This window comes from Streptomyces fructofermentans (assembly GCF_014651055.1).
GTDB lineage: Bacteria > Actinomycetota > Actinomycetes > Streptomycetales > Streptomycetaceae > Streptomyces > Streptomyces fructofermentans.
This window is the reverse complement of sequence record NZ_BMWD01000001.1, coordinates 48,429-73,659: the sequence shown is the minus strand read 5'-3', so window position 1 is coordinate 73,659 and position 25,231 is coordinate 48,429. Positions and strand designations below refer to the sequence as shown.

17 protein-coding genes are annotated in these 25,231 nt (G+C 73.1%); 6 read left to right on the top strand and 11 right to left on the bottom strand.

The annotated features are described in order from the left end of the window. Positions 1 to 69: 69 nt before the first annotated feature. From IE265_RS00310 to IE265_RS00290, 5 genes are all read right to left on the bottom strand, one after another. Positions 70 to 1,770: a serine/threonine-protein kinase gene (locus tag IE265_RS00310; protein ID WP_190033205.1), complete on the bottom strand. Its 1,701-nt coding sequence runs from the start codon at positions 1,768 to 1,770 to the stop codon at positions 70 to 72. Between the two features lie 101 nt (positions 1,771 to 1,871). After that, positions 1,872 to 3,542: a serine/threonine-protein kinase gene (locus IE265_RS00305; protein ID WP_190033204.1), complete on the bottom strand. Its 1,671-nt coding sequence runs from the start codon at positions 3,540 to 3,542 to the stop codon at positions 1,872 to 1,874. Positions 3,543 to 3,662: 120 nt separating this feature from the next. After that, positions 3,663 to 5,540, bottom strand: a complete 1,878-nt coding sequence (locus IE265_RS00300; RefSeq protein WP_190033203.1) for a serine/threonine-protein kinase — start codon at positions 5,538 to 5,540, stop codon at positions 3,663 to 3,665. Between the two features lie 144 nt (positions 5,541 to 5,684). Further along, positions 5,685 to 8,483, bottom strand: a complete 2,799-nt coding sequence (locus tag IE265_RS00295; protein ID WP_190033202.1) for a serine/threonine kinase C-terminal domain-containing protein — start codon at positions 8,481 to 8,483, stop codon at positions 5,685 to 5,687. Positions 8,484 to 8,637: 154 nt separating this feature from the next. Continuing rightward, positions 8,638 to 10,632, bottom strand: a complete 1,995-nt coding sequence (locus IE265_RS00290; protein ID WP_190033717.1) for a serine/threonine-protein kinase — start codon at positions 10,630 to 10,632, stop codon at positions 8,638 to 8,640. A 176-nt stretch (positions 10,633 to 10,808) separates the two neighbouring features. Here IE265_RS00290 and IE265_RS00285 point away from each other — a divergent pair, with 176 nt between their 5' ends. Further along, a complete protein-coding gene (locus tag IE265_RS00285) occupies positions 10,809 to 11,951 on the top strand; it encodes a serine hydrolase domain-containing protein (RefSeq protein WP_190033201.1) in 1,143 nt (380 codons plus the stop codon). A 275-nt stretch (positions 11,952 to 12,226) separates the two neighbouring features. Here the strand turns inward: IE265_RS00285 and IE265_RS00280 are convergent, their stop codons facing one another. After that, positions 12,227 to 13,933 carry a glycerol-3-phosphate dehydrogenase/oxidase gene (locus IE265_RS00280; protein ID WP_190033200.1) on the bottom strand — a complete coding sequence of 569 codons (1,707 nt, stop codon included), beginning with the start codon at positions 13,931 to 13,933 and terminating at the stop codon, positions 12,227 to 12,229. A 272-nt stretch (positions 13,934 to 14,205) separates the two neighbouring features. On the opposite strand from IE265_RS00280, the gene IE265_RS00275 reads away from it, so the two are divergent. Both IE265_RS00275 and IE265_RS00270 read left to right on the top strand, forming a co-directional pair. Further along, positions 14,206 to 15,411, top strand: a complete 1,206-nt coding sequence (locus IE265_RS00275; protein ID WP_190033199.1) for a nucleotide sugar dehydrogenase — start codon at positions 14,206 to 14,208, stop codon at positions 15,409 to 15,411. Between the two features lie 152 nt (positions 15,412 to 15,563). Further along, the gene (locus IE265_RS00270; RefSeq protein WP_190033198.1) at positions 15,564 to 16,163 is read left to right on the top strand and encodes a hypothetical protein; all 600 of its coding nucleotides are present in this window, start codon (positions 15,564 to 15,566) and stop codon (positions 16,161 to 16,163) included. 118 nt (positions 16,164 to 16,281) lie between these two features. On the opposite strand, the gene IE265_RS00265 is transcribed toward IE265_RS00270, so the two are convergent. The 4 genes from IE265_RS00265 to IE265_RS00250 all read right to left on the bottom strand — a co-directional run bounded on the left by IE265_RS00265 (position 16,282) and on the right by IE265_RS00250 (position 21,053). Further along, positions 16,282 to 17,406 carry a GuaB3 family IMP dehydrogenase-related protein gene (locus tag IE265_RS00265; protein WP_190033197.1) on the bottom strand — a complete coding sequence of 375 codons (1,125 nt, stop codon included), beginning with the start codon at positions 17,404 to 17,406 and terminating at the stop codon, positions 16,282 to 16,284. A gap of 126 nt (positions 17,407 to 17,532) precedes the next feature. After that, positions 17,533 to 19,038, bottom strand: a complete 1,506-nt coding sequence (guaB, locus tag IE265_RS00260; RefSeq protein WP_190033196.1) for an IMP dehydrogenase — start codon at positions 19,036 to 19,038, stop codon at positions 17,533 to 17,535. A gap of 544 nt (positions 19,039 to 19,582) precedes the next feature. Beyond that, positions 19,583 to 20,170 carry a sigma-70 family RNA polymerase sigma factor gene (locus tag IE265_RS00255; RefSeq protein WP_190033195.1) on the bottom strand — a complete coding sequence of 196 codons (588 nt, stop codon included), beginning with the start codon at positions 20,168 to 20,170 and terminating at the stop codon, positions 19,583 to 19,585. A gap of 271 nt (positions 20,171 to 20,441) precedes the next feature. Further along, positions 20,442 to 21,053 (bottom strand): response regulator transcription factor, encoded by a 612-nt coding sequence (locus IE265_RS00250; RefSeq protein ID WP_003948568.1) that lies wholly within the window; start codon positions 21,051 to 21,053, stop codon positions 20,442 to 20,444. A 379-nt stretch (positions 21,054 to 21,432) separates the two neighbouring features. Here IE265_RS00250 and IE265_RS00245 point away from each other — a divergent pair, with 379 nt between their 5' ends. Next, a complete protein-coding gene (locus IE265_RS00245) occupies positions 21,433 to 21,756 on the top strand; it encodes a WhiB family transcriptional regulator (protein ID WP_190033194.1) in 324 nt (107 codons plus the stop codon). A 161-nt stretch (positions 21,757 to 21,917) separates the two neighbouring features. Here the strand turns inward: IE265_RS00245 and IE265_RS00240 are convergent, their stop codons facing one another. Further along, on the bottom strand, positions 21,918 to 22,814 hold the full coding sequence (locus IE265_RS00240) for a LysR family transcriptional regulator (RefSeq protein WP_190033193.1): 897 nt from the start codon (positions 22,812 to 22,814) through the stop codon (positions 21,918 to 21,920). A gap of 79 nt (positions 22,815 to 22,893) precedes the next feature. Here IE265_RS00240 and IE265_RS00235 point away from each other — a divergent pair, with 79 nt between their 5' ends. Continuing rightward, positions 22,894 to 23,571: an MOSC domain-containing protein gene (locus IE265_RS00235; protein WP_190033192.1), complete on the top strand. Its 678-nt coding sequence runs from the start codon at positions 22,894 to 22,896 to the stop codon at positions 23,569 to 23,571. Between the two features lie 127 nt (positions 23,572 to 23,698). Further along, complete coding sequence (locus tag IE265_RS00230) at positions 23,699 to 25,225, top strand: multicopper oxidase family protein (protein WP_190033191.1); 1,527 nt, start codon at positions 23,699 to 23,701, stop codon at positions 25,223 to 25,225. The last annotated feature ends 6 nt before the right edge of the window (positions 25,226 to 25,231 follow it).

Below are 25,231 nucleotides of genomic sequence, written 5' to 3'. Positions count from 1 at the left end.
CCCGCCCCGCGGGACGCCCGCCTGCGACGGGACGCACGCCTCCCTGGGGACGCCCGCCCGCCCACGGGTTCAGAGCTTGGTGATGTCCAGGTTCTCGACGGCCGCCTTCGCGACCTCGCGGCCCCGCTCGGTGAAGTCGCCCCGGCCGGGGTAGTCGATCCAGAGCTTGTACAGGTCCCCCGACCCGGTCTTGTAGTAGAAGACCCGTGCCTCGCGCGGCCGGGGCGCCTCCGGGTCGGTGGTGTCGTCGGTGTACGTGACGACGTTCTCCGCCGACTCGCGCCCCTTGTAGGAGGTCTTGCTCGTGTCCGCCTCGGGCGCGGGCTTCTCCGCCATGGTGGAGAACGAGCTGTCGTCGGTCTTCTCCATCCCGTCGGCGTCCTGGTACGCCTCCGAACTGGCGGTGCCGCCGATCTCGTTGAGGCTGTCCTCGGACTTCTTGAACAGCGTCAGGCCGATCGACACGGCGCCGCTCGGGTCGGTGTAGGTGACCCAGTGCCCCTTGTCCGTCGTCCGGTCGGTGGGAGCGGTCCGCTTGTAGTGCTCCGGCACGGCCAGCGTGGCGGCGACGTCCTTCTCGCTCCTCTTCTTCCAGCCGTCGGGCAGCGGCCCCGCGAACGGGTCGGCGAACACCAGGTACCCGGCGACGGCCGCGGCGACGACGGCCGCGCCGAGCCCGATCCACGTCCCCCGGCCCGGCCGGAACGCCCTCCCGGCCGGTGAGGGCAGGTACGCGACCTGGGTGGGCGCGGGCTGCGGCGGGTGGGCCGCCTCCTCCAGCAGCCGGCGCACCCGGGCCGCGTCCGGACGGCTCGAGGGGTCCTTGGCCAGCAGGCCGTTGATGGCCTCGGCGAGCGGGCCCGTGGCCGCGTTGGGCGCCGCGGGCGCGGCGTTGAGCACGGACTGGAGCGTCGCGGGCGTGTTGGAGCGGCGGAAGGGCGACACGCCCTCCGTGGCCGCGTACAGGACGACCCCCAGGGACCAGAGGTCCGAGGCCGGTCCGGGCCGCTGGCCCAGCACCCGTTCCGGGGCGATGTACTCGGGGGAGCCGACGAAGCCACCGGTGTCGGTCAGGTTCGTCTCGCCCTCGATCTGGGCGATGCCGAAATCGGTGAGGACGACCCGGTCGTTGTGTCCGAGCAGGACGTTGTCGGGCTTGACGTCCCGGTGCAGGATGCCCGCCGCGTGCGCCGCCTCCAGCGCGCCGAGCACGTCCAGGCCGATACGCGCCGCCTCTCGCGCCCCGAGCGTGCCCTCCCGCAGGGCGGCGCCGAGCGAGCGGCCCCGCACGAGTTCCATCACGATCCACGGCTGCCCGTCGACGACCGCGACGTCGTGCACGTTGACGACGGACGGGTGGTCGAGCCGGGCGGCGGCCCGTGCCTCGCGGCGCATCCGCTCGAAGACGTTGGAGCGTTCACGCTCGGGAAGGTGGTCCGGAATCCGGGGTTCCTTGACGGCGACCTCCCGGTCGACCGTCTCGTCCTTGGCCCGCCACACCGTGCCCATGCCTCCGTGGCCCAGCTTGGCGAGCAGCCGGTAGCGGCCCGCGATGAGCCGGCCCGTGCCCGGCTCCCGCTCGGCCTGCCGCTCGGGGGCGGGGCGGTCGGGAGCGGGACCGGGGGCGGCGGCCGGGGCGGCGGCGGGCACGGGGCTCGGGGTGGCGTAGGGGTTGCCCGGGTGCGGCACGGCGGCCTGCGGGCGCGGCGGTTGCAGACCGAAACTCGTCGGCTCGTCGGGCCGGTAAGGGGCTCCCCCGTTGCTGCTCATGGGTCCATCCTTATCGCGGCGAACGCCCCCTCTTCCACCCTGGGCGCTTTCCGGTCACAGACCCGTGACGCACCCAGTCACTTATGCGCCGCTTACGGCCTTTACGCCGTCGTGGGCGCGAACGTGCCGACCGCGACCTCGAAGTGTCCCCGTGCCTCGCGCGACCTGCCGGCGGGCGCCGAGACCCAGACGTCGTACAGTCTGCCGTCCTCCTCCCAGCAGAGGTCGTAGGTGTGCCGGGCGCCCTCCGACTCGCTGAAGCCGTTCCAGGTGAACTCCCACAGCGCTGCGCTGCGGCCGGCCCGGGTGGTCGCGGTGACCCGCCCCTCGCGGTAACCGGGGTTCGTGTCGGGCCCCTTGGCGGCGGCCCGGCGCATCACGCCCAGCGGGCCTCCGGGTTGCGGATCGGACACCTTCACCCCGATGCGGAAGGTGTCGCCCTCGGAGAGGTAGAGGACCCGCTCGCCCTGCGGGTCGCGCCGGAACCCCTTCGGCACGGCGAGCGAGAAGCCGCCCGGGTCCTCGGCCAGGCGGTAGCCGGCGGGCGGCGTGCGGGCGGTGGAGGGTCCGGACGGCACGGAGGACGGCGACGCCGGGGACGACGCCGGGCCGGCACCCGGGCGGGAGACGGTGGCCGTGGGCGCCGGGTCACCGGTCCGGCCCCCGGCGGTGCCCGTACGGGTGACCGCCGAACTCGTCCGCGGAACGGGGTCGTCGCCCCCGCCGCCGCTCATCAGCAGAGCGGCCGCCGACACCCCGGCCCCGGTGGTCGCGGCGACCAGCGCCGCCGCGATCAGTACGTTCCGCGTCGAGGCGGGCACGACCGGAGAGGGTCTCGTGCCGCCGGTCGCGGGCTGCCGCGGCTCCGCCGGTGCGGGACCGGGTGCCCGCTTCGGCAGGTCCCGGCGCGTCGGCGTGTACCCGGACGACGCCGCCGGGGTGCGTCCCGTGTCGAGGAACGCCCGAAGCAGCCGCTCGGCCTCCGCGGCGTCGAGACGCCGTTCGGGATCGCGCTCCAGCAGGCCGCGTACGACCGGGAGCAGGGGTGCCGCGGCGGCCGGCGGGCGTATCTCGTCGATCACCACCGCGTGCAGGATGCCGCCCAACGAGTCCCGCCGGAACGGCGACTCACCGCTGAGTGCCGTGCACAGGAGCGCGCCGAGGGACCAGAGGTCGGACTCCGGCCCGGTCCTGGTCCCGGCCATCCGCTCGGGCGCGGTGTACTCGGGCGAGCCGACGAACGACCCGCTCTCGGTGAGCGTCGTCGCCCCGGAGACCTGGGCGATCCCGAAGTCGGTGAGCACCACCCCGCCGTCCTCGGTGAGCAGGACGTTCGCAGGCTTGAGGTCGCGGTGCAGGACGCCGGCCGCGTGCGCCCTGCGCAGCGCGCCGAGGAGGTCGATGCCGATCCTGGCCGCCTCGGCCGGGTCGACGGGACCGCGCCGGGAGATCCGCTCGGCGAGCGAGCCGCCCTCGATCAGGTCCATCACGATGTACGGGCGCTCGTCCTGCTCGACGACGTCGTGGACGACGACGATGTGCGGATGCCGCAACTGCGCGACCGCGCGCGCCTCCCGCAGGGTGCGCTCGCGCTGCTGCCGGGCCTCCTCCGCGGAGAGCGAGGTGTCGAGGGCGAGTTCCTTGACCGCCACCTGACGGCCGAGGAGCTGGTCGGTGGCCCGCCATACGACGCCCATGCCGCCCCGGCCGAGTCTGGCCTCCAGCCGGTAACGGCCCGCGATCACACGGGCGTTGTCCCCCTCGGTCCCCATGCGCCCCATCATGCCCCACCGGACGGAGCGCCTCCGTGGCGATTCGGCCGGGGTGGCCGACATGCGACGCGCCGTGCGACGCGGGTGACGGCCCGCACGGCGGGCCCGTGCGGGCCCGGGTCACTGAGCGGCCGGGGGCCGCCATCCCCGCAGTACCGCGTCGAACTGCTCCCGCGCCGTCGCCCAGTCGGCCGCGGGCGCGGACATGTAGATCACGTACTCGACGCCGTTGCGGCCGAGGTAGGCCTGCTCGATGGCCCGCCGCGGTCCCGGGAAGTCGGTGTCCTTGGGCAGCGCGGTCCAGGTGAAGTCCCACAACGCACCCGGACGGTCGCGGAAGGTGTTCTCCTCCAGACCGACGCGGCGGTAGTCGCGCAGCCGCCCCAACTGCTCCTCCAGATCGACCAGATGCGCGTACGGGGTGTCGAAGTCCGGGGTGTCCTCGATGGCGATGCGGACGAAGTGCTCGCCCTTGTCGGGCGTGTAGTCGATCTGGGCGCCCTCCACCTGGCGCTTCCAGCCCTTCGGCAGGGCAAGGCTGAAACCCTTCACGTCGTTGACGCGCTCCCAGCCGTCGGGGACGCCGTCGACCGGGGTGTCCTTGCCTTGGTCCTTCTCCTGGTCCTTCTCCTGGTCCTTCTCCTGGTCCTTCTCCTGGTCCTTGCTCTGGTCCTTGCCGTCGTCGTTGTCCGTGCCCCCCTGCCGCTCGTCCGTCGAAGGCGTCGAACCCCCGCGCGGTGCGCCGGAGTTCGCGGAGGTGCCCTGCTTGTCCTGGCCGTTGGCGTACAGGATCGCCGCGGCGCCGCCACCGCCGACGACCGCGGCCAGCGCGACCACGACGGCGAGCGTCCTGAGGCGGCCGCTCCTCGGCAGACCGCCCGCCTGCCGGCGCGCGGTGACGTCCCCCGCAGGGGCAGCGGCCCCGCCGTACGCACCACGGGTGTCGTGCCCCCGGTAGGCGTCGTGGGTCCGGTACGGGTCATGGGTCCGGTACGGGTCGTGGGTCCCGTGCGTGTCGGGGCCCGGCTGCGGCACGTGGCCGCCCCGGGCCGTGCGCGTGTCGTCCCGTGAGTCCCAGGCCCCCGCCCCCGCGGCACCCTGGGCCGGCGGGCCGAAGGCCCCGCGCGGGTCGGGCGCGCCGGACCCGTGGAGCGTCGGCGCGTGGGCGTCCGCCGAGTCGGGCGTCCGGCCTTCCGCGACCTCCGCGAGCATCTGCTCGGCCCGGTCCGCACCGGGCCGCTCGGCCGGGTCCTTGCGCAGGAGCGCGGCGATGACGGACGTGAGCGGACCGGCGTGCCGGGGTTCGTCGGGCTCCTCGCCGACCACGGCCTGCATCGTGGTCAGCGGAGTCGTCCGCCGGAACGGCGAGCGTCCCTCGACCGCGGTGTAGAGCGTCGCGCCGAGTGCCCACAGGTCCGCGGAGGGGCCCGGATCGGCGCCCCGCACGCGCTCGGGCGCCAGGTAGTCGACCGAACCGACGATCTCCCCGGTGCGCGTTATTGTCGTGTCGCCCTCGACCTGCGCGATCCCGAAGTCGGTGAGCAGGACGCGCCGGTCGTCGGAGAGGAGGACGTTGGCGGGCTTGACGTCGCGGTGCAGCACACCGGCCGCGTGCGCGGCCCGCAGGGCGCGCAGGACCCACAGTCCGACCCGTGCGGCCTCCCGCGGCTCGATGCGCCCCGCCTGCTTGACCGCGTCGGCCAGCGATTTCCCCTCGACCAGCTCCATCACGATCCACGGACGGCCGTCGTGCTCCAGCACGTCGTGCACGGTGACGACGGCCGAGTGGTTGATCCGCGCGGCCGCCCGCGCCTCCGCCCTCGTACGGGCGAGGAGTACGGGCTGGTCGCTCTCGGAGACGTAGAGGGCGGCCGTCAGCTCCTTGATCGCGACGGCGCGGTGCAGCACCTCGTCGTGCGCCCGCCACACCCGGCCCATGCCCCCGCTGCCGATCGCGTCGACGAGTCGATAGCGCCCCGCCAGAAGCAGGCCCTGCATCTGATTCACGTTTCCCCGCAATGGTCTTGACAGGGTCAGACTAAGGACCGGTCACCGCGCAGGGAACCGCCGGGGTCCGACGGAGACAGCACTGTGACGGTTGCCCGGGGCGTGAACGGCCGGTTGCGGAAGGGTGATCGGGGGTCAACCGGTGGCCTGGTAGCTCGCCGCCGCCTGCTCGTAGAGCCGCGTGACCTCGTCCCGCTCCGCCTCGGGCCCGCGCACCTGGAGCACGTGGTACCGCCCGCCGACGATCATCGCCAGATTGCGTACGTACACCTCGCGCCCCGAGGAGTCCTGCCAGGTGAACTGCCCCTCGGCCATGGCCCGTCCGCCGACGTCGATCCGGCGCATCCCGCTGGAGGTGGCCCACGTCGAGTCGCGGAAGGGCTGCAACTCGCGCTCCTCCTCGCGCTGGTACGTCATCGGGTCCGTGCCGTACCGCCCGGTCGAGTCACGTCCGGGGACCACGAGCAGGTCGAAGCCCGCGTGCGAGTAGACGACCTGGCCGCGGCCGTTCTTCGGGGTCCGGTCCCAGCCGTTGGCGACCGCGACACGGAACCCCTCGGGGTCCTTGCGCAGTGTGAAGCCCTGCGGAAGCTCGGGACCGGTCGTCTGGGTCGTCGAACTCGACGACTGCGTGGGGCTGTTCTCCTTCGTCGGCGACTTCTCGTCCTGCGGGTCGGAGCCGCCCGTGCCCGGCTTCGCCGACCGGCTCGGAGCGGGGCTGACGACGTCCCCCGCGGAACCGGTGCGCTCCCCGTCCGTGCCCGCCTTCGGCATGAACGCCACGGCATACACCACCGCCGCGGCCAGGGCGAGCAGGATCAGCAGCAGCAAGGTGCGGCCGAGGCGGCGCGGCTTGACCTCCCTGCCCTGCTTGGCGCGCTTGTGCCGGCCGTGCGGGCTCGTGTCGGGCAGCCCCGCGCGACGCCTGCGGACGAGTTCGCCGCGGCGGCGCACGACCGGCAGGCGCTTCGGGTCCGCGGGCGGCGCGGCCACCACGTACGTGCCCGCCTCCGGCTCCGGCGCCGAGCGCACCAGCGACCGCAGCCAGCCGCGCAGCTCCTCGAAGTCCAGCCGCTCGGTGGGGTCCTGGCGCAGCAGCGACTCGACCACCGGCCTGAGCGGTCCGCACTCCTCGGCGAACGCGGGCGGCTCCGCGCACACCAGCTGGACCAGCTCGGCGGTGCTCTCCTCGGGGTAGGGGGCGTGCCCCTGCACGGCACGGAAGAGCAGCGCTCCCAGGGCCCACAGGTCGGTCGCGGGGCCGATGGGCGCCGCGAGCTGCCAGTTCTCGTGGACGGGCCCGGCCTGCTCCGGCGCCCAGCGCTCGGTGACGGGTCCGATGACGGCCATCCGGGCCTGCCGGGCCCGCTCGGCCGCCAGGGCGGTGGCGGGCCCGCGACGCGCGTGCGGGGCAGCGGCGATCCGGCTCCACTGCATGGGGCCCGTGTCGGCCGCCGGACTCACGGCGGGCGTGAGCGCGGAGGCACCGGCGTGGCCGCCGGCCGGCAGCACGCCCGGTACCCCGCCTGGTGCGCCCTGGCCCCGCTCGTGCGCCTCGGGGCCGCCGTGGCGGTGCTCGCCGTACTCGGTCGGGGGCAGGCTCATGCCGTTGCCGTGGAACGCCGTGCTGTCGTCGTGGCCCGGCGCGCCCGGTCCGCCCGGCAGTTCGGGAAGCGGGCCGCGGTCACTGCCGCCCGGCGCGGGTGCGGGCGCGCCGGTACGCGGCGCCGCCCCGTGCCAGGAGCCCGTCCGCCCCACCCCGTACGGGTCGGCGATCTGCCCGGGCGGCGGTGTGCGCCCGACCGCGTGCCCCGGACCCCGGCCGGGGTCCGGGGCACCTCCGGGACTCCGGTCGGCGTCCGGAGCGGGTCCGGGACCCCGGCCGGGCTCCGGCTCGTCCCCGGTGGGCCGGGGGCGCGGCGCGGGAAGCGCTCCGCCCGGGCCGCCCCGCTGCTCCTCCTGCACCCGGGCCGCGGCACGGGCGCCCGCACGGTAGGCCGCGATGGCCCCGGCGCGCGCGGCCCTCACGTCGCCGCCCGACTCCAGGGCCCTCCGGCCTGCACCCGGCGCCTGCGGCAGCGGTGACATGTCGCCGCGAACGGCCTCGACGGCGGTCCGGCCACCGGGAGCGCGTGCTCCGGGCACCGCGCCCGGTGCGGGCTGCCCACCGGGACCCGGGGCCCCCGGGCGCTGCTGCGGGGTCCGCTGCTGCGAGTGGGGCTGGTGGGAGAGGTGGGGCTGTTGCGAAGGGTGGGCCTGCCCGGGCGCTCCCGCCGGGCCGCCGTCGCGCCCGGGACCGTCCGCGGCCCCCTCGTCCTCGGCGGGCGGCACGGGGTCGTACCCGCACAGCGCCTCCTCGGCCGCTCCGGCCGCGAGCCCGGTGAGCATCACTCGTCCGTCGTCGCAGACCAGGACCGTGCGCGCGGTGATGTTGCGGTGCACCCAGCCGTGCGCGTGGAGCACCCGCAGCGCGGTCAGCACGTCGGAGGCCACCTCGGCGGCCCGGTAGGGGGTCAGCGGCTTCTCGGCGAGCAGTGCCGCCAGGGGCCGCGCGGACACGCGCTCACTCACTATCCACAGTGAGCCGCCCTCGGCGAACACGTCGAAGACCTGGTCGAGCCGCGGGTGGTCCGGTATCCCGGCCGCCGCCTGCGCCGCCTCGATGGCACGCCGCACGGCGGGATCGGTGGGCCTCCGCGTGGTGCGGGCGGACGACCGCCGCATCGCCGCGTCCCGTGCCACGAAACCGTCGGGAAGTCCGTCCGCGTCGAGCACCTCGGCCTCGACGATCTCCGGCAACGGCACCTGCCGGACCAGGACTTCCTGCCCGCTGTACGTGTCGAAGGCGCGGGTCTCGGCCAGTTCGTACTCGTCCGACGGCGGCAGCGGCAGGCGGTAGCGGTCCGCGAGCACCCGTCCCGCGTAGTCCTCCACGACGCCTCCCCCGGCCGCCCGGTTGGTCAATTCCGTTCGCCATGCGTCCCGTTGTGGCTGCAGTTGTGGCTGCGTACGGTCCGCAACCACTCACGATACGTGCCGAGGGCAACCCACAGTGAGGAGATGCGAGATCTCAGGAATCTCGTGCCCCTCAGGACTTCGGTTCGAACGACTCCGTCAGCGTCCGCCACGTCTCCTTGCGAAGTCCGCCGTCCCACTTCGACGCCTTGGCCGTGTACATGAGCGCGTAGCCCAGGTTGTCGTTGACGACGAACCCGCGGTCTATCGACCGGTACCGCGTCCCGCCGTCCACGTAGGTGAACTCCCAGTCGGCCGTGTTCCAGCCGCGGTAGTCCACCTTCTCTATGCGGATCCGGTCGTACTGGGCGCGCTGCATGTAGCCCTCCTGCTTGGTCCAGTCGGCGACCGGGTCGTCCTTGGGCGTCGTCGTCCAGCCGACCAGCAGCTTCTGACCGTCGGGGCCGGCGAACCGCGAACCGGCCGCCCCGGTGGACTGGTACGTCCACCCCTTCGGCAGCCCGATCGAGAAGCCCTGCCCGCTCTTGTACGTCGTCACGTCCGCGTCGCCCGAACCGTCGCCGGAGCCGCCGGAGTCCTTCGAGTCGTCGGACTCCTCCGAGCCCTTCGAGGCCTCGCCGGTCGGGGAGTTCCCCTTCGTCGTGCCCTCGCCGGAGTCGTCCGTCTTCCCGTCGCCCGACCCCGTGCCGCCGTCCTTGTCCTTCCCGGTGTCGCCGTTGCCCGCGCTCACCCCTCCGGACGACGACTTGGTGTCACCGCTCTTGGCGTCCTCGCCGTCGCCACCCAGCGTGACGGCCAGGACCGTCCCCAGCACGGCGAGCACGACCACCACCGCGGCGATCACCAGCACCCGCCGGGGGACGAGATCGGCCAGCGCGGCCCTGGAGGCGGCAGCGCGCCCGGCCAGTCCGCCTCCGCCGTTCGAACTACCGCCCACCGCACTGGAGTTCAGTACGGAGGCAGCACTGTTGCGGTCCTTCGCCGCGGCAGGCGCGGCGGCGCCGGACGCCGCGGCGGGGGTGGTGCTCCCGGCAGCCGGCGTGTCCGGCCCCTGGACCGTCCCGGCCACGGCCGCCGTTCCGGCGCCCTTGCCCTTGCGCACCGAACGCAGCGCACCGCGCAGCCGCTCGCCGGGCTCCTCGGCCCTGCGCCCGGCCCCGCCCCGGGCGTCGGGACCGCCGGCCCCCGAGGGGAGGTCGGGCAACGGCACGACCTTCGTCGCGTCCACGGCGTCGGCCCCGCCCGCGGCGGGCTCGGGCGCGTTGACCACCTCGGTGAGCATCGCCCGCGCGCCCGCGTTGTCGAGCCGCTGCTCGGGGTCCTTGACGAGCAGGCCGTAGATGACCTTCTCCAGCGGACCCGCGTTCTTCGGCTGCTCCACCGGCTCGGTCATCACCGCGGTGAGTGTCGCGATGGCGGAACCCCTGTCGTAGGGCGGCACACCCTCGACCGACGCGTAGAGCAGTCCGCCCAGCGACCACAGGTCGGCCGCGGGTCCGGGCTTATGCCCGCGCGCCCGCTCCGGCGAGATGTACGAGGGCGCGCCCACGAGCATGCCCGTCGAGGTGATGGACGGGTCGCCCTCGACCTGCGCGATGCCGAAGTCCGTGAGTACGACCCGGCCGTCCTCGGCGATGAGCACGTTCGACGGCTTCACGTCGCGGTGCAGGATGCCCTCGCGGTGCGCCGAGCGCAGCACGTCGAGGATGGCCAGACCCACTTCGGCGGCGCGCTTGGGCGTGAGGAGCCCGTCCTCACGGATCACCTCGGCGAGCGACTTGCCCTCGACGAGCTCCATCACGATCCACGGCCGGTTGTCCTCGTCGACCACGTCGAAGACCGTCACCGCGCCGTTGTTCCTGATCCGGGCGATGGCCTTGGCCTCGCGGAACGTCCGCGTGATCAGCCGGCGCTTCTCGTCCTCGTCGATGCGCGGCGGCAGCCGCAGCTCCTTGACCGCGACCGTCCGGCCCAGCGTCTCGTCGGCCGCTCGCCACACGGTGCCCATGCCACCGCGGCCGAGGACCCCTTCCAGCCGGTACCGCCCGGCGAGGAGACGTTCGCTCTCGTCCTGACGGGGTGCTCCCGCCCGCTCCGCGTCCGACATGCGTCCCCTCATGCAACCCGCCCTGACAGAGCCTTCATTGTCCCTCACGCGGCCACCGCCCAACGCCCCGGGTGCCCCTCGCGGAAGCATCCCCTCCTGCGGCGGCGACTCTTCGGTGCCCCGCCTGCCGCCAAGTCCGGTCCGTCCCCCATGATGAGCGCGACAAGGAGGAACGGATGCCGCAGTCGAGGATGCTTTCGGCCCTGCCGGTGTGCATGCTGCTGTTCGGCCTGACCGCGAACGCCTCCACCGCACCCGCGCCCGCGCTCTCGGACACGGCACTGGCCGGTTTCGTCACCCGCGGCGGAGCCCCGGGCGCCGCTCTTCTGGCCACCGAGGGTTCGGCTACCCGCTTTGCGCGCTCCCAGACCGCCGCGGCACCGGCCGCCGGACAGGGCTCCGGTCCCCGGGGCGCGGACGGCGCCACCTCGCCCACCGGCGCCCCCGCGGACGACGCCCGCCCCGACGGCACCATCCGGCGGGACGACCACTTCCGCGCGGGCAGCATCACCAAGACGTTCATCGCCACGGTCGTCCTGCAACTGGCCGCCGAGGGCCGCCTGTCCCTGTCGGACCCCGTGGAAGCTCACCTTCCGGGTCTGGTCCGCGGCGCGGGCAACGACGGCCGCCGCCTGACCCTGCGCGCACTGCTCACCCACACCAGCGGTCTCGCCAACTTCACGGCCGAGACCCGCGGCACGACCCCCGTCACTCCCGCGCAGGCCCTGCGCATCGCACTCACCCATCCCCCCGGCACCCGTGGCCGCTTCTCCTACTCCAACACCAACTACGTACTGCTCGGCCTGGTCGTCGAGCGGGTCACCGGCCGCTCCTACGCCGCGGAGGCCGAGCGCCGCATCCTCACCCCCCTCCGTCTGACGGGCACCTCCTTCCCGGGCTCCCGCGACTCCCTGCCGGACCCCCACGGGCGCGCCTACTCGGCCGACGGGGCGGACGTCACCGAGCTGGACCCGCGGGTCGCCGGCGCGGCGGGCGAACTCGTCACCACACTGGCCGACCTGAACCGCTTCTACGCGGCCCTGCTCGGCGGCAACCTGCTGCCGCCCCGTCAACTGCGCGAGATGCTCGACACCCGTACCGCACAGGGCTCGTACGGCATGGGCCTGATGCCCGTGCGGCTTCCGTGCGGACGGACCGTGTGGGGGCACAACGGCCGCATGGCCGGCAGCTATGTCCGCACCGCGGCGACCCTCGACGGCCGACGCGTCCTCACCTTCCGCGTGAACACGGACGCGGTCGCAGACCCCGGCCTCGAACCCGCGCTGCTCGCCGCCGAGTTCTGCCCCCGCACCCCTTAGAACGACCGGGTTCCGAACGAAGATCCCCGTTCAGGACACTCGTTCGGGTGACGTTCCCCCGCCTCCACGAACCGGGCCGGCGCGGCGGCCGAGCACCGCGACGACCGCCCGCCCCGCGCACAGGGACAGGCGGCCACCACGCCGAACGCAAGATCGCCCGGCGCACCCCGCAACCCCAGCACCCCGCACCCAGGACGGGCAAGAACCGCCCTCGGGCACACGGAGCCACCCAACGGTCGTGCCCAGCGCACGCGGGGAGGACCCGAACCGGCCGCCTACAACGGCACGATGTCCGGAGCGCCCAGCCGAGCCGCGTCGGCCGTCAGGTCGTCCGGCTGGCGCTGCGACTCCCGCTCCGCCTCCACCCGCTTCTCGTAGTGCTCGACCTCGCGCTCGATCTGGTCCTTGTCCCAGCCCAGCACCGGGGCCATCAGCTCGGCGGCCTCCCGCGCACTGCGTGTGCCGCGGTCGAAGGTCTCGATCGAGATGCGCGTCCTTCGCGTCAGCACGTCGTCGAGGTGACGCGCGCCCTCGTGGGACGCCGCGTAGACGATCTCCGCGCGCAGGTAGTCGTCGGCGGCCTGCAGCGGCTCGCCCAGTGAGGCGTCCGTGGCGATGAGGTCGAGCAACTCCTCGGCCAGCGACCCGTACCGGTTCAGCAGGTGCTCCACCCGCACCACGTGCAGCCCGGTGCGCGCGGCGATCCGCGCCCGCGCGTTCCACAGCGCCCGGTAACCCTCGGCGCCGATCAGCGGCACGTCCTCGGTGACGCACTCCGCGACCCGCTGGTCGAGGCCGTGCACCGCCGCGTCCACCGCGTCCTTGGCCATCACCCGGTACGTCGTGTACTTGCCGCCCGCCACGACCACCAGGCCGGGCACGGGGTGGGCCACGGTGTGCTCGCGCGACAGCTTGCTCGTGGCGTCGGACTCCCCGGCGAGCAGCGGACGCAGTCCCGCGTACACGCCCTGCACGTCGTCGCGCGTGAGCGGTACCGCCAGCACCGAGTTCACGTGCTCCAGGAGGTAGTCGATGTCCGCGCTGGACGCCGCGGGATGGGCCTTGTCCAGGTCCCAGTCGGTGTCCGTGGTGCCGACGATCCAGTGCCGTCCCCACGGGATCACGAACAGGACGGACTTCTCGGTGCGCAGGATCAGGCCCGTCGTGGAGTGGATGCGGTCCTTGGGCACGACCAGGTGGATGCCCTTCGAGGCACGCACGTGGAACTGCCCCCGCTCCCCGACCATCGCCTGTGTGTCGTCGGTCCACACCCCGGTCGCGTTGACGACCTGCCGGGCGCGGATCTCGTACTCCCCGCCGCCCTCGACGTCCTGGACCCGGACGCCGACGACGCGCTCGCCCTCACGCAGGAAGCCCGCCACGCGCGCGCGGTTGGCGACCTTCGCGCCGTACGCGGCGGCCGTGCGCACGAGTGTGGCCACATAGCGGGCGTCGTCCATCTGGGCGTCGTAGTACTGGAGCGCGCCGACCAGGGCGTCCCTCTTCAGCGCGGGGGCGACACGCAGGGCGTGACGGCGGGACAGGTGACGGTGCGTCGGCAGCCCTCGCCCGTGCCCGCGCGCCATCGACATGGTGTCGTAGAGGGCGACGCCCGCTCCCGCGTACAGCCGCTCCCAGCCCTTGTGCTGGAGGGGGTACAGGATCGGGACCGGCTTCACGAGGTGGGGGGCCAGCCGCTCCAGCAGGAGCCCGCGCTCCTTCAGCGCCTCGCGGACGAGCGAGAAGTCGAGCATCTCCAGATAGCGCAGGCCGCCGTGGATCAGCTTGCTCGACCGGCTCGACGTGCCCGACGCCCAGTCACGCGCCTCGACCAGCCCGGTGGACAGGCCGCGCGTCACGGAGTCCAGCGCGGTGCCCGCGCCGACCACACCCGCTCCCACGACCAGTACGTCCAGTTCGCGCTCGGCCATGGCCGCGAGTGACTCGGCGCGCTCCGCCGGTCCCAGTGTCGCTGTCCGCACAGTTGCCTCCCGCTGTCTGTCGCGCCGTGCTCACCCGTCCGGCGAGGCCCGGCTCACATCCCCCATGCCCAGATTCTGACCGTGTTGCCCTCCATCGGCCACCACCGGCCGTCCACCTGTGGATATCTCTCGGTGACTTCCGACGAAACACAGCCGGACAATCCATCAAATCGGTCATATTTACTCCTAGTCTGACATTGCGCTCGCTCGTTCTGTCCACAGGGCTTGCGGCCTTGTCCCACTTCGGCTATCGGGAAGGACGGCCCACCGCCATGCCCGCAGATCTCGCCGTCATCGGTCTCGGCCAGCTCGGCCTCCCCCTGGCCCAGGCCGCCGTCACCGCCGGCATCACCACACTCGGCTACCAGTGCGGCGACCCCGCGCCCCTGGCCGCCTCGGACCTGCGCCGGATGCTCTCGGCGGGCTTCAGGCCCGCCATCGACCCCGCCGCGCTCGGCCGGGTCCGCACCGCGGTCATCTGCGCGCCCACCCCGCGCGGCGCGGACGGCTCGCTGGACCTGGGCCAGGTGGCCTCCGCCGCCCGCACGCTGGCCGGGTGCCTGCGTCCGCACACCACCGTGATCCTGGAGTCCCCCGTGTACCCGGGCACGACGGAGGAATTCCTCCGGCCGCTCCTGGAGGAGGGGTCCGGTCTCCGGGCTGGGCGCGACTTCCACCTCGCGTACTCACCCAGCCGGGTGGACCCCGGCAACCGCGACCACCGTCCGGCCAACACCCCGAAGGTCATCGGCGGCCTCACTCCCGCCTGCACCGAGTCGGCCGCCGCCTTCTACGGACGCCTCACCGACAAGGTCGTACGCGCGCGCGGTCCGCGCGAGGCCGAGACCGTGCAGGTCCTGGAGACCAACTTCCGGCACGTCAACATCGCGCTCGTCAACGAGATGGCCGTCCTCTGCAACGACCTCGGCGTCGACCTGTGGGACGTCATCCGCTGCGCCGAGACCAAGCCGTTCGGTTTCCAGGCGTTCCGCCCGGGCCCCGGGGTCGGCGGCCACTCCGTGCCCCGCGACCTGGCCGGCCCGCGGACCCGCTCGCTGCGCATGGTCGAGCTGGCCCAGCAGGTCAACGACCACATGCCCCAGTACGTCGTCCAGCGCGCGGCCGCGCTCCTGAACGAGCACGGCAAGTCGGCCCGCGGGGCGCGCGTGGTGCTGCTGGGGGTCACCTACAAGCCCGACCACGCCGACCAACAGGGCTCGCCCGCCCGGGAGATCGCGATCCGGCTGATGGAACTGGGCGCCTCCGTCGGCTACCACGACCCGCACGTCCCGTCCTGGAGCGTGCTGGACCGCCCGGTCCCGCGCGTCGACTCCCTCTACGAGGCCGCCGCCGACGCGGACCTGACGATCCTGCTCCAGCAGCACCGCACGTACGACCTCCAAGGGCTGTCCGTGAAGGCCCAACTCCTGCTCGACACCCGGGGAGCGACCCCCACCGGCGCGGCACACCGCCTCTGACCGGGAAAAACCCCCTCCCGCGCGGCCACCGCCACCTGTTACTGTGCGGCAGCTTCCGCACACGGTCGCGCCCGGAACCCGGGCGCTCCCAGGTGTGCGCCGGCATTCCACGCGCACACCACGGGTGCGCCCACATCCCTGGGGGGAACCACATGAGCCAGCCGACACCTCCGCCGTCCGTGCCACCGGCCGGCACCCCGGACGCCGCCCCGCAGCAGCCGGCCGAGCCGGTCGCCGCGCCGACCGCGCAGCCCGTCCCGCAGCAGGCCGCGCCGGAGGGCACGCCCCAGTACGGCGTCCCGGGCGGGCCCGGCTTCCCCCACGCGCCGGTCCCGCCGGCCGCACCCGCGCGGAACAACCTGGTGCTGGGCCTCGCCGCGGCCCTCGGCGCCGCCCTGGTCTCCGCGGCGGTCTACGGCACCGTCATAGGCGTCACCGAGTACGAGATCGGCTGGGCCGCGGTCGGCGTCGGCTTCCTGGTCGGCCTGGCCGCGGGGCGCGTCGGCGGACGCAACCCGGTCCTGCCGGTCGTCAGCGCGCTCGTCTCCCTCGGCGCGGTCTACCTCGGCCAGCTGATCGGCACGGCGATGATCGGGGCCGACGAACTGGGCGTCGGCTTCACCGAGGTCTTCTTCGAGCAGTTCGGCCTGGTCCAGGAGGCGTGGAAGGCCGGGGCAGACCCGATGAGCTTCCTGTTCTTCGCGATCGCCGGGTACGTGGCCTTCCAGAGCGCCCGCAAGGCCGGGGACTGACGGAACTCCTGCCGTCGCGACCGCGACGGCGGTCCCGTACGCACGAAGGGCCCGTCCACCGAGTGGTGGACGGGCCCTTCCGGTACGGACCGCGCGGGCCGGCCGCGCGGTCGCGCACTCAGCGCTTGTGCTGCGCGTCCGCGACCGTCACCTCGACGCGCTGGAACTCCTTGAGCTCGCTGTAGCCGGTGGTGGCCATGGCGCGGCGCAGGGCGCCGAAGATGTTCATCGAGCCGTCCGGGATGTGCGACGGGCCGGTGAGGATCTCCTCGATGGTGCCGACGGTGCCGAGGTCGACCTTCTTGCCGCGCGGCAGCTCCTCGTTCACCGCCTCCATGCCCCAGTGGTGGCCGCGGCCGGGCGCGTCGGTGGCGCGCGCGAGCGGGGAGCCCATCATCACGGAGTCCGCGCCGCAGGCGATGGCCTTCGGCAGGTCGCCGGACCAGCCGACACCGCCGTCGGCGATGACGTGCACGTACCGGCCGCCGGACTCGTCCATGTAGTCGCGGCGGGCAGCGGCCACGTCGGCGACCGCGGTGGCCATAGGGACCTGGATGCCGAGCACGTTGCGCGTGGTGTGCGCGGCGCCGCCGCCGAAGCCGACGAGCACACCGGCGGCGCCCGTGCGCATCAGGTGGAGGGCGGCCGTGTAGGTCGCGCAGCCGCCGACGATGACCGGGACGTCCAGCTCGTAGATGAACTGCTTCAGGTTCAGCGGTTCGGCGGCGCCCGAGACGTGCTCGGCCGACACCGTGGTGCCCCGGATGACGAAGATGTCGACGCCCGCGTCCACGACGGCCTTGGAGAACTGGGCGGTGCGCTGCGGCGAGAGCGCGGCGGCGGTGACGACTCCGGAGTCGCGCACCTCCTTGATGCGCTGCCCGATCAGCTCCTCCTTGATGGGAGCCGCGTAGATCTCCTGGAGGCGGCGGGTCGCGGTGTCCGCGTCCAGCTCGGCGATCTCGTCGAGCAGCGGCTGCGGGTCGTCGTACCGCGTCCAGAGGCCTTCCAGGTTCAGGACGCCCAGGCCGCCCAGCTCGCCGATGCGGATCGCGGTGGCCGGGGAGACGACCGAGTCCATCGGGGCGGCCAGGAAGGGCAGCTCGAAGCGGTAGGCGTCGATCTGCCAGGCGATCGAGACCTCCTTCGGGTCTCGCGTACGGCGGCTCGGGACGACGGCGATGTCGTCGAAGGCATACGCCCGGCGGCCGCGCTTGCCGCGCCCGATCTCGATCTCAGTCACGTGTGTGGCCTTTCCCTCTTCGTTTCTGCGCGTTCCAGTATCCCCGACGCACACGGCGAGGGCGGTCCCGGAGGCTCCGGAACCGCCCTCGCACATGCTTCACGCGCGCGTGGCGCCTGGCTGCGGCTAGACGCCGCGACTGTAGTTCGGGGCCTCGACCGTCATCTGGATGTCGTGCGGGTGGCTCTCCTTGAGGCCCGCGGACGTGATGCGGACGAAACGGCCCTTGGTCTCCATCTCGTCGATGGAGGCGGCGCCCACGTAGCCCATGGTCTGGCGCAGTCCGCCGACGAGCTGGTGCAGGACGTTGGCCAGGGGGCCGCGGTAGGGCACCTGGCCCTCGATGCCCTCGGGTACGAGCTTGTCGTCGGACGCCACCTCGGCCTGGAAGTAGCGGTCCTTGGAGTAGGACCGGCCCTGGCCGCGGGACTGCATCGCGCCGAGCGAGCCCATGCCGCGGTACGACTTGAACTGCTTGCCGTTGATGAACTGGAGCTCGCCGGGCGACTCCTCGCAGCCCGCGAGCAGGCTGCCCAGCATCACCGTGTCGGCACCGGCGGCCAGCGCCTTGCCGATGTCCCCGGAGTACTGCAGGCCGCCGTCGCCGATCACCGGCACACCCGCGGCACGGGCCGCGAGGGCGGCCTCGTAGATCGCGGTGACCTGTGGGACGCCGATGCCGGCGACCACGCGGGTGGTGCAGATGGAGCCGGGGCCCACGCCCACCTTGACGCCGTCGACACCGGCGTCGATGAGGGCCTGGGCACCGTCACGGGTGGCCACGTTGCCGCCGATCACGTCGACGCCGACGCTCGACTTGATCTTCGCCATCCAGTTGAGGGCGTTGCTGTTGTGCCCGTGCGAGGTGTCGACGATCAGGAAGTCCACGCCGGCCTCGGCGAGCGCCTGGGACCGCTCCAGTGCCTCGGGGCTGGCTCCGACGGCGGCACCGACGAGGAGCCGGCCCTCGCCGTCCTTCGCGGCGTTCGGGTACTTCTCGGCCTTCACGAAGTCCTTGACCGTGATCAGGCCCTTGAGCAGGCCCGCGTCGTCGACCAGCGGCAGCTTCTCGATCTTGTGGCGGCGGAGGAGCTCCATCGCGTCGTTGCCCGAGATGCCGACCTTGCCGGTGACCAGCGGCATGGGGGTCATGACCTCGCGCACCTGACGGGAGCGGTCGGTCTCGAAGGCCATGTCGCGGTTGGTGACGATGCCCAGGAGCTTGCCGTTCCCGTCGGTGACGGGGACGCCGCTGATGCGGAACTTGGCGCACAGGGCGTCGGCCTCGGCGAGCGTCGCGTCCGGGTGAACCGTGATCGGGTCGGTGACCATGCCGGACTCGGAACGCTTCACGAGGTCGACCTGGTTGACCTGGTCCTCGATGGACAGGTTCCGGTGCAGCACGCCCACGCCGCCCTGCCGCGCCATGGCGATCGCCATGCGCGACTCGGTGACCTTGTCCATGGCCGCGGACAGCAGCGGGATGTTCACGCGTACGTTGCGGGAGATGCGGGACGAGGTGTCGACCGCGTTGGGGAGCACCTCGGATGCGCCCGGCAGCAGCAGCACGTCGTCGTAGGTCAGCCCTAGTGTCGCGAACTTCTCGGGCACTCCGTCGACGTTGGCAGTCATGACACCTTCCCCAAATGGCCTTGATCGGTGCGGATGTCCATGCTAACGGGAAGCATGGCTCTCTCATTCCACGGTTCCGGGCACCCCTCGGCTTCGTAGGTTCGTACGGTGGGGACGGTCGCCGCGTTCATCCGGCGTCGCCCCTCCCGGCACACGGGCCGCGGGCCGGTCCCGGATCCGGCCGCCGCACCCCAGCCTCGCCGACGCGCCGGAGAAAAGTGCCGTCTTCATGAGAAAGGCCACGTTCCGCACGGAGTCGCACACCGGCCCGGGGCACCCCCGTGCCCCGCGTCCGGCAGGCCACCCGCACCGAGGTCCACGCCTCGCGGAACGAGGCGGGCGACCCCCAAGGAGGCCGTGACCACGGGGTGGGGCACGGAGGCTCAGCGGGGCGCGGCCGTGGAGCGCAGGGGTCGAGGCACCGCGGAGCACCGCGTCACTGTGGGGCCTGCACACGGATCGGGGCACGGCGGGTAGCCGGGCCACGACTCCGCGAGGTGCGGGAATCGAGGTGCGGTGGGACCCCGGGCCGGTCGGCCCCGGGTCACTGCTCGGCGAGTGCGCGCAGCCGGCTCAGGGCCCGGTGCTGGGCCACCCGGACCGCGCCCGGGGACATGCCCAGCATCTGGCCCGTCTCCTCGGCCGTGAGCCCCACCGCGATCCGCAGCAGGAGCAGCTCCCGCTGGTTCTCGGGAAGGTTGGCCAGGAGGTTCTTGGCCCACTCGGCGTCACTGCTGAGCAGCGCGCGCTCCTCCGGCCCCAGCGAGTCGTCCGGCCTCTCGGGCATCTCGTCCGACGGCACGGCCGTCGAGCCGGGGTGCCGCATCGCGGCGCGCTGGAGGTCGGCGACCTTGTGGGCCGCGATGGCGAAGACGAAGGCCTCGAAGGGGCGCCCGGTGTCCTTGTAGCGGGGCAGCGCGAGCAGCACCGCCACGCAGACCTCCTGCGCCAGGTCCTCCACGAAGTGCCGCGCGTCCCCGGGAAGCCGGGACAGCCGGGTGCGGCAGTAGCGCAGCGCGAGGGGGTGGACATGGGCGAGCAGGTCGTGCGTGGCCTGCTCGTCGCCGTCGACCGCGCGATGTACGAGCGCACCGATCGCCCCTTGGGCGTAAGCCGCATCGTCGTCGCGCATCGGTCCATGGTGCCTTGGCGTCGTCCTGTCCGTGGCACCGCGTCCGTTGTTGTGCACCGAAGCGTTATGAGCAGGTGCGCCGGAACTCATCTCCTGCGCCCTCCCCTCCCGCTCGACCGACTTGTTCCCGAGGAACTCCACACATCAAGCATGCGGCATCCGCCGCGAAACGGGGCCCGGGCGGCCGAACGGCCGCACTCGGTCTCCCGTCGGGCCCGGCCCCACCCGCCGTCCGGCGGGCGGGGACATCCGTACCCCCGCGACGGTTCACCTAGCGGACCAGGCCCCATCGGAAGCCGAGCGCCACCGCGTGCGCGCGGTCCGAGGCGCCGAGCTTCTTGAAGAGCCGCCGGGCGTGCGTCTTGACGGTGTCCTCGGAGAGGAACAGCTCACGGCCGATCTCCGCGTTCGAGCGGCCGTGGCTCATGCCCTCCAGGACCTGGATCTCGCGCGCGGTGAGCGTCGGCGCGGCCCCCATCTCGGCCGACCGCAGTCTGCGCGGGGCGAGCCGCCAGGTCGGGTCGGCGAGGGCCTGCGTGACGGTCGCACGCAGCTCCGCGCGGGAGGCGTCCTTGTGGAGATAGCCGCGGGCGCCGGCGGCGACCGCGAGCGCGACACCGTCCAGGTCCTCGGCGACGGTGAGCATGATGATGCGCGCACCGGGGTCGGCGGACAGCAGCCGCCGGACCGTCTCCACGCCGCCCAGACCGGGCATGCGTACGTCCATCAGAATCAGATCCGAACGGTCGGCACCCCAGCGGCGGAGGACTTCCTCGCCGTTGGCCGCCGTGGTCACGCGCTCTACACCGGGCACGGTCGCCACCGCACGGCGGAGCGCCTCTCGGGCGAGCGGGGAGTCGTCGCAGACGAGGACGGATGTCATGGCCGTCCTCCGCAGCTGATGCGCGTCACCTTGAGCCTCCAGGCTGGTACGAAATCGTCACCTGTGCGGTCGACCGTCCCGGACGCTTGCCCGAGCGCTTGTTCCTTCAACCGCCTCCGCACTCTCAACGATGGTCACTCGAAAGAGTTACGGGGCTGCGAGCCACGTTCGGCACTCTACGTGAGGGCGCCGACACGGAGCAGGTACCGGCGCGGACTCTCAAGGTTTCACCACAAGCCGTGCCCCATTTAGCCGCTTTTCTTCCCTTTTCACGGTGTCTGAGGCTAGATTCGCAATGAGTCATATTTTCATCTCCTTAGATCGTAGATGTACGGTCGTGGGCACGTATCCGCCCAGAACGGCAACAAGGGGACACGCAATGGCAGATTTCTCCCGCCTTCCCGGACCCAACGCGGATCTGTGGGACTGGCAGCTCCTCGCTGCCTGCCGTGGGGTCGACAGTTCGCTCTTCTTCCACCCCGAGGGGGAGCGCGGAGCGGCCCGGAGCGCTCGTGAGAACTCGGCCAAGGAGGTCTGCATGAGGTGCCCGGTGCGCGCCGAGTGCGCCGCGCACGCCCTGGCGGTGCGCGAGCCGTACGGCGTGTGGGGCGGCCTGACCGAGGACGAACGTGAGGAACTCATGGGCCGGGCCCGCAACCGCCTGGTCTCCGCGACGAGCGGCGGCACGCCGCCGACGAACTGAAGGAACGTTTCTCCATCAGGGCACGCGCGCGTGCCCCCGTCCGTCGCTCCGCAGGGCACGACGCCCGCTCCGCGGGCCGGTCCTCCGGTGTGACGGGAAGCCCGCCGACTCCCGACCGCTCCTGACGACTCCCGACCGCTCCCGACGCCTCCGAGTCCGGCTCAGCGCGCCGCCGCGGCGGCCAGCCGGTCGAGGGTGGCCGCGACCGCCGGCACCTGGGCCAGGTCGGGCAGCGTGAGCGCGACGATCTCCCGCCGCAGCGCGGGTTCCACCGCGACCGTGCGGGCACCCTTGGGGCGTACGGACTCGATGGCGAGTTCCGGCAGCACCGCGACTCCCAGGCCCGCGCCGACCAGACCGACGACGGCCGGGTAGTCGTCGGTCGCGAAATCGATGCGGGGCGTGAAGCCCGCGCTCTCGCACACCTCCACCAGCTGGCCGCGGCAGCGGGGACAGCCGGCGATCCACGGTTCTTCGGCCAGTTCGCCGATGGAGACCGCCCGCGCCCCGGCCAGCCGGTGCCCCTCGGGGACGAGCCCCACGAGCCGGTCCCTGAGCAGCGGCCGGACCACCAGGTCGTCCCACTCCTCCGCGCCCGCCGCACCCTCGTACCGGAAGGCGAGCGTCACGTCGCAGTCGCCCTCGCGGAGCATGTCGACCGAGCGCGGCGGCTCGGCCTCCTCCAGCGAGACACGGGTGCCGGGATGCTCGGCGCGCAGCGCGGCGAGCGCGGTCGGCACGAGCGTGGAACTGCCGCTGGGGAAGGAGACCAGCCGCACCCGGCCGGCCCGCAGGCCCGCGATCGCGGCGACCTCCTCCTCCGCGGCCGCGAGGCCGGCGATGATGCCCGCCGCGTGCCGGACGAGAGCCTCGCCGGCCTGGGTCAGCCGCATCTCCCGGCCCGTGCGGACCAGCAGCGGCGTGCCCACGGAGGCCTCCAGGGCCTTCATCTGCTGGCTGACGGCGGGCTGGGTGCAGCCCAGCTCACGCCCCGCGGCGGAGAAGGAGCCGGTGCCGGCGACGGCGCGCAGCACACGGAGATGACGGGCTTCGATCACCCTTCGAGCATAAGCGAGTCTTGGACAAGTCGGAGAAAATTGCGTCGACGCTTTGGCCAGGATCGCCTACCGTGCCGTCATGAAGCTTCTGTCTCTGAATCTGGGGCGGCCCAAGGCCGTGGACTGCACGGACCAGGCGGAGGGCGTCACGGGCATCGACAAACGCCCGGTGGACGGGCCGGTCAGGGTGTCGGCCCCGGGGCCCAAGGGCGTCGGCGCGAGCGGCGTCGCCGGGGACTCCGTGTGCGAGCTGCGGCACCACGGCGGCGACGACCAGGCCGTGTACGCCTTCGCGCGCGAGGACCTCGACGACTGGGAGCGCGAGCTGGGGCGCCCGCTGGCCGCCGGGACGTTCGGGGAGAACCTCACCACGGAGGGCGTCGACGTCTCCGGCGCCCGGATCGGCGAGCGCTGGCGCGTCGGCTCCGAGCTGGTGCTGGAGGTCACCTCCGGGCGTATCCCGTGCCTCACCTTCCAGGGCCACATGGGCGAGAAGGGATGGGTCAGGCGGTTCACCCGGAAGGGGGCCCCCGGGGCCTACCTGCGGGTTATCGAGCCGGGGGAGATCCGCCCGGGCGACCCGATCGAGATAGTGCACCGGCCCGCGCACGAGGTCACCGTCGCCTTCGAGTTCCGCGCGATGACGACCGAGCGGCAGCTGCTCCCGCGGGTCCTGGCGGCGGGCGACGCCCTGCACCCGGAGGCACGGGAGACGGCACGGACGTACGTGGAGAAGTACGGCACCGACACCGGCTGAGACGTCTTCACCGGGCTCGGCGCGGGGGCGGCGGGGGGGACCCCGAGAGTGACCGGGGGTTGGATCGGGGGCGGGTCCGGGACCGTCCCCGATGTCCGCGGCGGGCCGGTCCGCGAGGCTCGTGTCCATGTCCCGTTGGAAGCGCGTCCTCATCGTTCTCGGCTGTGCGGCCGCCGTCGTGGTGGCCTCCGTCGGCGCCCTGGTCACCTGGCTGTGGACCGGCGCCGACGTCAGCACGGTCGGCAAGGAGCCGTTCGTGAACGAGATGGCCGTACCGCCGCTCGCTCCGTCCCGTGTGGAGAAGGACGGCACCCGTGTCTTCGACCTGCGGATGCGGGCGGGCAGGACGGAGTTCAGGGACGGCCGGTGGACACCGACATGGGGCTTCGACGGCACTTACCTCGGCCCCACGCTGCGCGCCGAGCGCGGCGAGAAGGTCCGTGTGCGGATACGGAACGGACTGGACGAGGCATCGACCGTGCACTGGCACGGCATGCACCTGCCCGCCCGCATGGACGGCGGACCGCACACGACGATCCGGCCCGGGGCCGCCCGGAGCCCGCACTGGACCGTGGCCCAGCCCGCGGCGACGCTCTGGTACCACCCCCATCCGCACGGCGCGACCGAGCGGCACGTTCAGCGGGGACTGGCGGGGATGTTCATCCTGGACGACGGGCGGACGGCCGCTCTCGCCCTGCCGAAGCGGTACGGCGTGGACGATCTGCCGGTCGTCGTGCAGGACGTGCGCTTCGACGGGGACCGGTTCGACCACGGGCGCCGGATCATGCAGAACGTGGGCTTCCTCGGCGACCGGACGATGGTCAACGGCACCCTGAGCCCCTACCGGGAGGTCGCCGACGAGCTGGTCCGGCTCCGGCTGCTCAACGCGTCGACGGCGCGGACGTACTCCTTCGGCTTTCCCGACGGCCGCGACTTCTCGCTGATCGGCACGGACGGCGGCCTGCTGGAGCGGCCCGCGCCGATGGAGCGGCTGCGGCTCTCGCCGGGCGAACGGGCCGAGATCGTCGTGCGGGTGCGGCCCGGTGAGCGCGCGGTGCTGCGCAGCTTCCCTCAGGACGACTACGGCGACGCCTGGCAGCGGCGGTTCGGCGGTGGCGACGACTCCTTCGACGTACTGGAACTGCGGGCGGCCGAGCGGCTCCGGCCCTCCCCCGCGCTGCCCGCACGGCTCGCGGAGCAGGAGACGCCCGACGGCGGCGGGGCGGTGCGGGCGCGCCACTTCGACCTGAGGAGGTCGGGCATCAACGGCCGCCCGATGGCGATGGACCGGATCGACGAGACGGTCACCCGGGGCGCCACGGAGACCTGGACCGTGCGCAACGCCGACGGCATGCCGCACAACTTCCATGTGCACGACGTCCAGTTCCGCGTCCTGGAGGTGAACGGGGCGCCGCCGCCGGCCGCCCTGCGCGGTCCGAAGGACACGGTGTTCCTGGCGAGCGGCACGACGATGAAGCTGGCCCTCCGCTTCGACGGCCCGGCCGATCCGACGACCCCGTACATGTACCACTGCCATCTGCTGTACCACGAGGACGAGGGGATGATGGGGCAGTTCGCGGTCGTGGAGAAAGGGCAGCGGGCAGGCACTCCTTCGGAGCACACGGGGCACGGGACCCATGGACCGGGTCACTAACCTTGG

What these genes read in the sequence shown, in the direction of transcription:
- IE265_RS00245 (WP_190033194.1), top strand. Translation starts at nt 21,433, where the DNA reads ATGGCAGATTTCTCCCGCCTTCCCGGACCCAACGCGGATCTGTGGGAC.
- IE265_RS00275 (WP_190033199.1), top strand. Translation starts at nt 14,206, where the DNA reads ATGCCCGCAGATCTCGCCGTCATCGGTCTCGGCCAGCTCGGCCTCCCC.
- IE265_RS00285 (WP_190033201.1), top strand. Translation starts at nt 10,809, where the DNA reads ATGCCGCAGTCGAGGATGCTTTCGGCCCTGCCGGTGTGCATGCTGCTG.
- IE265_RS00230 (WP_190033191.1), top strand. Translation starts at nt 23,699, where the DNA reads ATGTCCCGTTGGAAGCGCGTCCTCATCGTTCTCGGCTGTGCGGCCGCC.
- IE265_RS00255 (WP_190033195.1), bottom strand. Translation starts at nt 20,170, where the DNA reads ATGCGCGACGACGATGCGGCTTACGCCCAAGGGGCGATCGGTGCGCTC.
- IE265_RS00235 (WP_190033192.1), top strand. Translation starts at nt 22,894, where the DNA reads ATGAAGCTTCTGTCTCTGAATCTGGGGCGGCCCAAGGCCGTGGACTGC.
- IE265_RS00310 (WP_190033205.1), bottom strand. Translation starts at nt 1,770, where the DNA reads ATGAGCAGCAACGGGGGAGCCCCTTACCGGCCCGACGAGCCGACGAGT.
- IE265_RS00305 (WP_190033204.1), bottom strand. Translation starts at nt 3,542, where the DNA reads ATGGGGACCGAGGGGGACAACGCCCGTGTGATCGCGGGCCGTTACCGG.
- IE265_RS00250 (WP_003948568.1), bottom strand. Translation starts at nt 21,053, where the DNA reads ATGACATCCGTCCTCGTCTGCGACGACTCCCCGCTCGCCCGAGAGGCG.
- IE265_RS00290 (WP_190033717.1), bottom strand. Translation starts at nt 10,632, where the DNA reads ATGTCGGACGCGGAGCGGGCGGGAGCACCCCGTCAGGACGAGAGCGAA.
- IE265_RS00270 (WP_190033198.1), top strand. Translation starts at nt 15,564, where the DNA reads ATGAGCCAGCCGACACCTCCGCCGTCCGTGCCACCGGCCGGCACCCCG.
- IE265_RS00300 (WP_190033203.1), bottom strand. Translation starts at nt 5,540, where the DNA reads ATGCAGGGCCTGCTTCTGGCGGGGCGCTATCGACTCGTCGACGCGATC.
- guaB (WP_190033196.1), bottom strand. Translation starts at nt 19,038, where the DNA reads ATGACTGCCAACGTCGACGGAGTGCCCGAGAAGTTCGCGACACTAGGG.